Source organism: Antarctobacter heliothermus, assembly GCF_900188425.1.
Lineage (GTDB): Bacteria > Pseudomonadota > Alphaproteobacteria > Rhodobacterales > Rhodobacteraceae > Antarctobacter > Antarctobacter heliothermus.
Window position 1 is genome coordinate 47,107 of the sequence record NZ_FZON01000031.1, and the last position, 8,719, is coordinate 55,825.

The 8,719-nt window shown below is 61.3% G+C and carries 9 protein-coding genes, 1 tRNA gene and 1 pseudogene; 5 read left to right on the forward strand and 6 right to left on the reverse strand.

What is annotated here, in order from left to right; all coding sequences use genetic code 11:
* Positions 1–83 precede the first annotated feature (83 nt).
* From CHB90_RS15535 to CHB90_RS15545, 3 genes are all read right to left on the reverse strand, one after another.
* Entirely contained in the window at positions 84–332 is a 249-nt protein-coding gene (locus CHB90_RS15535; protein WP_089278778.1) for a hypothetical protein, read from the reverse strand.
* A 228-nt stretch (positions 333–560) separates the two neighbouring features.
* Positions 561–1,964, reverse strand: a complete 1,404-nt coding sequence (glnA, locus tag CHB90_RS15540; protein ID WP_089278779.1) for a type I glutamate--ammonia ligase — start codon at positions 1,962–1,964, stop codon at positions 561–563.
* Between the two features lie 84 nt (positions 1,965–2,048).
* Positions 2,049–2,387: a P-II family nitrogen regulator gene (locus tag CHB90_RS15545; protein ID WP_089278780.1), complete on the reverse strand. Its 339-nt coding sequence runs from the start codon at positions 2,385–2,387 to the stop codon at positions 2,049–2,051.
* A gap of 167 nt (positions 2,388–2,554) precedes the next feature.
* On the opposite strand from CHB90_RS15545, the gene CHB90_RS15550 reads away from it, so the two are divergent.
* On the forward strand, positions 2,555–4,255 hold the full coding sequence (locus CHB90_RS15550; protein ID WP_089278787.1) for an NAD(P)H-hydrate dehydratase: 1,701 nt from the start codon (positions 2,555–2,557) through the stop codon (positions 4,253–4,255).
* A gap of 7 nt (positions 4,256–4,262) precedes the next feature.
* Here CHB90_RS15550 and CHB90_RS15555 read toward each other — a convergent pair whose 3' ends face one another.
* On the reverse strand, positions 4,263–4,760 hold the full coding sequence (locus CHB90_RS15555) for a Hint domain-containing protein (protein WP_089278788.1): 498 nt from the start codon (positions 4,758–4,760) through the stop codon (positions 4,263–4,265).
* Positions 4,761–4,906: 146 nt separating this feature from the next.
* On the opposite strand from CHB90_RS15555, the gene CHB90_RS15560 reads away from it, so the two are divergent.
* Positions 4,907–4,990: transfer RNA gene (locus tag CHB90_RS15560), tRNA-Leu, on the forward strand.
* Between the two features lie 45 nt (positions 4,991–5,035).
* On the opposite strand, the pseudogene CHB90_RS27025 reads toward CHB90_RS15560, so the two are convergent.
* Positions 5,036–5,267 (reverse strand): annotated as a pseudogene (locus tag CHB90_RS27025) (IS3 family transposase); the annotation flags it as partial.
* A gap of 115 nt (positions 5,268–5,382) precedes the next feature.
* Positions 5,383–6,489 carry an alpha/beta hydrolase family protein gene (locus CHB90_RS15565; RefSeq protein WP_089278781.1) on the reverse strand — a complete coding sequence of 369 codons (1,107 nt, stop codon included), beginning with the start codon at positions 6,487–6,489 and terminating at the stop codon, positions 5,383–5,385.
* 165 nt (positions 6,490–6,654) lie between these two features.
* On the opposite strand from CHB90_RS15565, the gene CHB90_RS15570 reads away from it, so the two are divergent.
* The 3 genes from CHB90_RS15570 to CHB90_RS15575 all read left to right on the forward strand — a co-directional run.
* Positions 6,655–7,779 (forward strand): helix-turn-helix domain-containing protein, encoded by a 1,125-nt coding sequence (locus tag CHB90_RS15570; protein ID WP_089278782.1) that lies wholly within the window; start codon positions 6,655–6,657, stop codon positions 7,777–7,779.
* Between the two features lie 487 nt (positions 7,780–8,266).
* Complete coding sequence (locus CHB90_RS26590) at positions 8,267–8,410, forward strand: hypothetical protein (protein WP_170941082.1); 144 nt, start codon at positions 8,267–8,269, stop codon at positions 8,408–8,410.
* Between the two features lie 23 nt (positions 8,411–8,433).
* On the forward strand, positions 8,434–8,719 hold a 286-nt coding region (locus CHB90_RS15575), incomplete at its 3' end, for a transposase (protein ID WP_170941083.1).

Here is an 8,719-nt window from a genome sequence, read left to right on the forward strand (position 1 = left end):
GGTCAGGATTGCTTGACCAAAAGTCTAACGCTGCAGGCAGGACTGCGAAAGGGGGAAGCCTGAGCACGACCGCTCAGGGTGGCCTATTCCCGCGCTGTGGCAATGACCTGAACCGGATCGTCGGCTAGGACGCGTGGCAAGGCAATACTCAGACCGCCAATCACCACAAGGCCGCCGACAAAGGACACCAGCAACAGTTTCAAAGGGCTGCCAACGGTCTTGCGGTGGTGCGGCTGTGGCGTCGGCGCGCAGGTCGGTTGGTCAGAAAGGGCGGCACTGCTGCCTGATCTTTCGTTGAGTCGTGCAAGGCGTTCTTCAAAGCTGGTCGTCATGAATTGCGTCCCTCAAATGCTGGCCGGGAAAATGCCGGCCTGGATGCTGGGTAGATCCCTTGGCGGCCTGTGTTGCCAGTGTCCTGTGTTGCCGGTTGGGGTCAGCTTCTGGGTGGGTTGGGACATTTTCTGGGCAGGATCGCGGCAAACCAGTGAACTTCGGGACGTGGTGGAGACAAAAAAACGGGCGCCCGAGGGCGCCCGTTCTGCCGGTGATCGCAGGCGCGATCAGCAGCTATAGTACATGCCGAACTCAACCGGGTGCGGTGTGTGCTCGTACAGTTCGATCTCTTCCATCTTGAGGTCGATGAACCCCTGGATCTGATCCTTGGTGAACACGTCGCCCTTGAGCAGGAAGTCGTGATCGGCCTTGAGGCAGTCGATGGCTTCGCGCAGCGAACCACAGACGGTCGGGATACCTTCCAGCTCTTCGGGCGGCAGATCGTACAGGTTCTTGTCCATCGCCTCACCCGGATGGATCTTGTTCTGGATGCCGTCCAGACCAGCCATCAGCAGGGCGGCAAAGCACAGGTAGGGGTTCGCCGACGGGTCGGGGAAACGGGCCTCAACGCGCTTGGCCTTGGGGCTTTCCGTCCACGGAATACGCACACAGCCCGACCGGTTGCTGGCCGAATAGGCGCGCAGAACCGGGGCCTCAAAGCCCGGGATCAGACGCTTGTAGCTGTTGGTTGACGGGTTGGTGAAGGCGTTCAGCGTCTTGGCGTGCTTGAGGATACCGCCAATGAAATACAGCGCCTCATCCGACAGGTCAGCATACTTGTCGCCAGCAAACAGCGGCTTGCCGTCTTTCCAGATCGACATGTTGCAGTGCATGCCGGTGCCGTTGTCGCCGTAGATCGGCTTGGGCATGAACGTCGCCGACTTGCCATAGGCCTGCGCCACGTTGTGGATGATGTACTTGTACTTTTGCAGTTCATCGGCCTGCTTGGTCAGCGTGCCAAAGATCAGACCCAGCTCATGCTGGCACGACGCGACCTCATGGTGGTGCTTGTCGACCTTCATGCCGATGCGCTTCATCGTCGACAGCATTTCCGAACGGATGTCCTGACCGTCATCGGTCGGGTTGACCGGGAAATAGCCGCCCTTGATGCCCGGACGGTGGCCGGTGTTGCCCATCTCGTATTCGGTGTCAGAGTTCCACGACGCGTCAAGCGCATCGACCTCATAGGACACCTTGTTCATGGTGTTCGAAAAGCGCACGTCGTCGAACAGGAAGAATTCGGCTTCGGGGCCCCAGTAGGACACGTCACCGATGCCGGATGCCTTGAGATAGGCCTCGGCCTTTTCGGCGGTGCCGCGCGGGTCGCGCTCATAGGGTTCGCCGGTGTCGGGCTCGACAACCGAACAATGGATGCAAAGCGTTTTTTCCGCATAGAACGGGTCGATATAGGCGCTACTCTCATCGGGCATCAGTTTCATGTCCGATGCTTCGATCGATTTCCAGCCCGCGATGGACGAGCCGTCGAACATAAAGCCTTCTTCGAGGAAATCCTCGTCGACCAGGTCGGCCACGACGGTCACGTGCTGAAGACGGCCGCGCGGGTCGGTAAAACGGATGTCGACGTAGGCGACGTCTTCTTCCTTGATCATGGTGAGAACAGCGTTGCTCATACCAGTGAGTCCCTTTCTGTCATATTGTTGGGATGTCGTTGATAAAGTTCGCACGACACGGATGTGTCGTACGCAAAATGCGGTTTACAGAGCGTCCGAGCCGGTTTCCCCGGTGCGAATGCGGATGGCCTGTTCGACATTGCTGACAAAGATCTTGCCGTCGCCGATCTTGTCGGTCTTGGCGGCCTCGACAATGGCTTCGATCGCGCCATCGACCTGATCGTCGTCCAGAACGATCTCGATCTTTACCTTGGGCAGAAAGTCGACGACGTATTCCGCGCCGCGGTAAAGTTCGGTGTGGCCTTTCTGACGGCCAAAACCTTTTACCTCGACAACCGAAAGGCCCTGAATGCCTGCTTCTTGCAGGGCTTCCTTAACTTCATCCAGCTTGAATGGCTTGATGATTGCTTCGATCTTTTTCATAGACCCCGCCTCTCCCTTGCGCTCCTTGTGGCCTTGGCAGATCACTTCTCTTTGGCGGTCACAATCCGATAGGCTGTCCCGCAGCGGGTTGCGCGTTGTGATAGTTGGTGACCGCCTATCTTTTGAGCAAAACGCACAAAAAACGTTCGGAAATGAATCGCGGGAAAATGACGGAACTTCTGACCTCTGAACAGATGCGCGCGGTCGAACAGTCCGCGATCAATAGCGGCCGGATCACCGGGCTTGAACTGATGGAATGCGCGGGCCGCGGTGTGGTTGATGCCATCCTGCTCAAATGGCCCGAACTGGCGTGTCGCGGCGATTCTGACCCGGATCCGCACGACGGTCTGGGCCAATCGACGCCCAAAGCCTTGATCCTGTGTGGGCCGGGAAACAACGGCGGAGACGGGTTTGTCGTGGCGCGGTTGCTGATGGAGCGCAGGTGGGACGTCGCTGTCTGGACGCTGGCCGTACCGACAAAGGCGTCGCCGGATGCTTTGACGGCCTATAGTGCTTGGGTGGCATCGGGGGGCGTTCAGCAGGACTGGGCGCAAATCCAGGATCAGGCTGCGCCGGATCTGGTTGTGGATGCCTTGTTCGGAACGGGATTGACGCGCCCGGTGCCGACTGTTGTGGCCGATGTGTTCCGCCACCTGCGCGACGTGTGGGGCACTGCGGCGCTGCGCGACAATCGCCGCCTGCGCCGGGTGGCGGTCGACATGCCGTCGGGTGTGTCCTCTGATACCGGCGACATCCTGCGCCCCTCACAAGACCCGCACCTGACCCTGCCCGAGGATCAGCCGGGGATCATGGACTGGGCCTTTCAGGCGGATCTGACCGTCAGTTTTCACACCGCCAAACTTGGGCATTACCTGGAAAGCGGACCCTCCCTTTCGGGTCGGCTGGTTCGGGTGCCGCTGCCAAAGGTGCAGGATTGTGACAGTCCTGCGGATCGTCCCGTATCGGTCGAAGGACATGTCCGTCTGGTTGAGCCGGTTGTATTTGGTCGTCCCGTCGCGCCCGTTCTGCATTTCAGGGCGTTGCAAAAGGCGTCAGGTCATAAATTCGACCACGGTCATGCACTGATCCTGTCAGGGCCTCCGGGGCAGGGAGGGGCCGCGCGGATGGCGGCGCGGGCGGCGTTGCGGATTGGTGCCGGACTGGTGACCGTGGGCTGCCCACGGCGCGGCGTGCCGGAACACGCGTCCCACCTGAACGCCATCATGGTGCGGGGACTGGATGGCACGCATGGGCTGGCCGAACTGCTGGAGGATCCGCGCTATTCGGCGGTGTGTCTGGGACCGGGGCTGGGATTGGGTCCATCCACCGGGGAACTGGTCAAGGCAGCACTCTTGGCGCGGCGCGGCACCGTGTTGGATGCCGATGCGCTTTCGCGGTTTCAGCGCACACCCGAAGGGCTGTTTGACATGCTGCACGACAGTTGTGTTCTGACACCCCATGCGGGCGAATTTTCACGGTTGTTCCCGGATCTGGCCGACAGGCTACAGGCGTCGGCCACGACAGGCCCGCAGTATTCCAAGGTCGACGCCACGCGCGCCGCCGCTGCGCGGGCCGGCTGCGTCGTCTTGTTCAAGGGACCGGTGACGGTGATTGCTGCGCCGGACGGCCAGTGCAGTCTCAATGCCGCAGTCTATGAGCGTGCCACACCCTGGCTGGCCACCGCAGGGGCAGGGGACGTTCTGGCCGGGATGATCACGGGTTTGCTGGCGCGGGGCCACGCGCCGATGCGCGCCGCCGAGGCCGGTGCCTGGCTGCACGTTGAGACGGCGCGCGTCTTTGGTCCCGGTCTGATCGCCGAGGACCTGCCAGAGACGCTGCCACGGGTGTTTCGGGAGCTGGGCCTGTAGCGCCGGTTCAGGCCAGAGCTTGTTGTGCTCCGGCCGAGGCCAGTTCAAGCCCGTCGGCGTACAGGATGTGCGGCGTGTCGAAGACCAGTTCGCACAAATGCAGGTCCAGTTTGCCCACCTCGCGAATAAAGGTGCCATCCACCAGCCTCGCCAACGGCACAAGCGCCTGGTCCGCCCCGAACAGCGCACTGGCGCGCCAATCCCGCAGCAGGATTTCCTGCATGGCGGGCAGAGTGACCTCATGGTCGGGGCGCATATGTCCCAGCGTGCCCGGGGTGATGGTGACGGCGGCCAGCCGCCGCCGATGCGCGTGTAGCGCGCGCAACCGCGCGGTGCCACTGTCGCGGGTGATCACGCGGTCGCCAGGCGCCAGATATTCTACTGGCAATGCGCCATCCAGGGTCAATACAAGCGTACCAACGGCAAGCGCGTTGAATGGGGTTTCTTGGGCGATGTGTCGGGCTGCGGGAATCCCGCTGACACGCTGGACCTTGTTCCGGGCCATCGTTTCCTGTCCTGTATCTGCTGCCTTGCCGTTCTTTTTTTCACAGGATACGGCAAGAATTGGTTTATGTCCCATGATTTTCTTCTGAAGACTCAGGTAAAATTCTGCTCGCCTCGGCTGAGCCGCTTTGGTATGAGCGCGGCGATGCGGGTGTGGCGGAATTGGTAGACGCACCAGATTTAGGTTCTGGCGCCTATGGCGTGGGGGTTCGAGTCCCTTCACCCGCACCATTTCGATTGTCTTGTGACCAGTGAAGTATGCCGAACAGTGACCGGCCAGACTTCGTTTGGCGCTTCTGGAACGGTCAACTCCTCAGGCTTTTCGCGGTCCAAACGCTTGCGCGGTTTGAACCGGAGGTTCAGCGCCAGCTTGAGGTAGATCCTGTAGACGCGTAGGTGGTTCCAGCGATACGCCTAGACGTTGGAAAATACAGGCCGAAGCCCAGCTCTTTCTGGCCGCTGTCAAACCGAGGAGCGGATCAGCGATGTGCTCGTTCTCGTCCTTCAGCAGGTCGTTTTGCATGCTGACGTCCGCAACATGCGTTTTGAGCGCCGGATCTCTTCGGCCAACCCCGGGAATGCACGGAGTGCGGCCGCATGGATGATCCGTGCGACCGACTGCGTTATTGAACACTCTTAGCGAAGAATGCTGTCACCTCGTCGAGGATCTTGTCGTGCATGGCCGCCCTGTGAGCGCCGCCGTCTTCGCAAATGATCTCGTCGCCCGGTTCTTCCCTGGCCAGAATGTCGTAGCCGCCCGGCTTGCACAGGTTGAAGAAATCGAAATGGGTCAGCGTGGCCGGCTCCACATAGCGGAAACGCCCGGACGGCAGCGCCTTGACAAGCGCGCGGGACTCGATGTCGAGCGTCAGACCGGAATTCATGATCGGGGCCCCAAATACGAGCAGCGGCCGATGGAGACGGCCAAGGCTCTCCTCCGAGAAGCTCTGGGTTCCGCCAAGATCGAAGACTGCGAATGCACGGATCCTGCTGTCCGACAGATCGGCCCCCATCTGGTCGCGGTCCTCAGGCCTTTCCGCGATGTCCCAGTCGTCGAAGATCCCGCACACCATCTCCCCAACATTTGCCTTGCAAAACCGTTCGAGACCTGTCGCGTCAAACCGTGCGCCGGCCAGCGTCAGCGCGGTGAACCCGCCCAGTGAATGCCCCGCCATGAAGACCCGATCGGGATCGACCTGTGCCGGAATTGCACCCGGTGAGAGCGCGAAATCGATCAGTCGGGTGATGTCGCGCGACCGCTCCCAGAGCGCGCGGCGCTGGTCCGGGTCACGCGACCAGGTGGATGTTCCCGGGTGATCGACCGCGGCCACCACATAGCCCCGCCGTGCCATGGATGCCGCAAACCATGCCTGGTTGCGTGCGTTGCCGAACATACCGTGAGACACAACGATGATGGGAAAGGGCCCCTCGGCTGCGGGAGCCCCCCGGATGACCTGCGAGCCGACCCAGACCTTGCTCCCGAAATCCAGACTCGTGAGTTCGGTGGCTTCGGCCGGATACCAGATCAACCCTTCGAGGGCACGGTCTCTGCGGCCGTCGAGGACCGAGAGGGCGCGCAACCCGGCTGCGTAACTGCCGGTTTGCCTTGGCGCGATACCGACAGAGATTGGGGTGGCGTCCTTGTTCACGACCGGACGGGACGCTTGTGCCAATGCGGTTACGGGTGCCAGCCCGAGGGCCAGAACGGCGAGCGAATAGAGGGGTTTCATGAATGGGCTCCTTTCATTTGCCTGACCCGGGGCCTATCAGGGAGGCCATTCACCCGGCGTCCTCATACGCGATCGAGGACGCCAAATCGCTGTCCGCTTTCGCGATCCGGGACGCGGCGCAAGGGGACAAGACGAAAGGGGCCAAGACGAAAGGGGGGATCTCCAGTGCTGCATGTCTCCTTGCTCGCGGCCATGATGTCGCTGGGCGCCGCCATGACCCTGTTCATGGCCCGCGTCTCGATGGTGGGGCGCTATGGTGCCTCTTCAGCGGCGCTCGGCCTCTTCTTTGGTTTGACGACTGTCTCCGCAGGCTGTCTGCTGGCGACGTTGCTATGGCCGGACACCGCGCTGCAGCCGTGGCGCGCCGTGATCGGGGCCGGATCACTTCCCGCGCTCTACCTGCATTTCGCGCTCGGGTCGGACCCGGACCGTCGCCCGGACCCTGCGATATTGCGGCATCTGGTGCCGATGCTGGCGGTCGCGGTGTCCGTCCTGACTGGCGCATTCTGGGCAATCGACCCGATCCTGTTCGTGACCTATGGCGTGTACCTGTGGGCCCTGACGGGCCTGCTTCGCAAGGGCGCGCGCCATTTCCGTGATCTCGGCCCGCACCTGGGGACGACACTGATCTGGTTGCGCATCGTGATCGGGGTTATCTGCGCCAGCCTGATTCTCGAGATGGAGATCTTCACCGACCTGGCCCGGGGTGGCGCATTCGAAGCGTCGCTGCCGCTGCTGCTGTCCACGGCGCTGTTCTTTGGTCTCGTCTCATATGCCTTGCTCGGCGCCATGGGGCGTCCGTCGCTGTTCGAGCATGTCTACAATATGCTCGCCGAACGGGCGCCGCCTCGGGATGGAGCGGACGACAAACCGCAACCCGAGCCGGACGATCATGCTCTCTTTGCGCGCCTTGACGCCTTCCTGGACGATCCGGAGATCCTTGCCGACGACTCCCTGACCCTGAGCCGGGTGAGCAGACGCCTGAGCGTTCCGGCGCGATCGGTCAGCGTCGCAGTGAACCGTGTTGCCGGGCAAAGCTTTTCCGACCTGCTCAATGACCGCAGAATAACTCTGGCCGCCCGTCTCATCGACGAGGACCACAAGCGCCCGCTCCTGGATATCATGTACGCGGCAGGCTTCGGCGCGAAGTCCAACTTCTACAAGCAATTCAAGCGTCGCATGGGCATCACGCCCGCCGCATTCCGGGCCCAAGGCGTTGCAGGTCGTCGCACGCGACGGCAAGAGGCTTGCCTTGGACAGAAAGGAACGCCCCGCCAGGATTTCGACTAGGCCGGCGGGTGCCGCACCATACTCGGACGGAAGGAGCCAAGCCGGACATGCTATAGGGGCTCGGCGTTGCCGACGACAGTGCACCGCACCTCCGAGACCCAGAACGGCTGGAGGCTGCCGCCGACGTGACTGGCCTTGAGCCGACGTCCACCGACGGTCTGTACGCTGCGCTGCAGCTTTCACATAGGGTCAATCGCTTAACTTGCTGCATTCTGACGGCTTGATCGTCGGTCAGCGGGGAATAGCCGCCTTCTGATGAAGCCGATTTCGCCTACGCAGTAATTTTTCGCGACCGCGATAAAGTCTTCGCCGCAACGCAGCGAATTTCAGCCAAGCCACCATTCCAACTGTGCAATCTTGGCTGAGTGCAAACCTACCAGCGTAGCCGGGGGATCATTTGAACAAAGCGGTTTTTCGGTTGCCGTTTGACGAATCGTTGGTCGTTTTTGATATTATATCAAATATCAAAAACCAGGTGTGAGATGCGATGATCGAAATCAAGAAGATCGAGTTGGTCGAGTTTTCGTATACGATTTCGAACACAGGGCCGTCTGACGATGGTTACGACACCATCTTTACACCTGGCTCTGGCTTTGTTGCGCAAAGGCTGGTTGAGGGATTCATCTCGTGAATCCAGCGTGGTAGCTGTCCTGCATGAGCAGACCGATCCCGCCGAGCTACAAGACCAAGAACTGGCCGGCCTACAACGAAGCGCTGAAGCAGCGCGGCTCCCTGACGATCTGGTTCGACCCGGACATGGTCTGGGTGCCACCGCCGACCGGCAAGCGAGGCCGGCAGCCGCTCTATAGCGACGCCGCGATCCAGGCATGCCTGACGATGAAAGTCCTTTTCGGCATGGCGCTCCGGCAGACGACCGGGTTCGTTGAAAGCCTACTGAGCCTGGTCGGCCTCGACTGGGCGGTGCCCGACTTCAGCACAC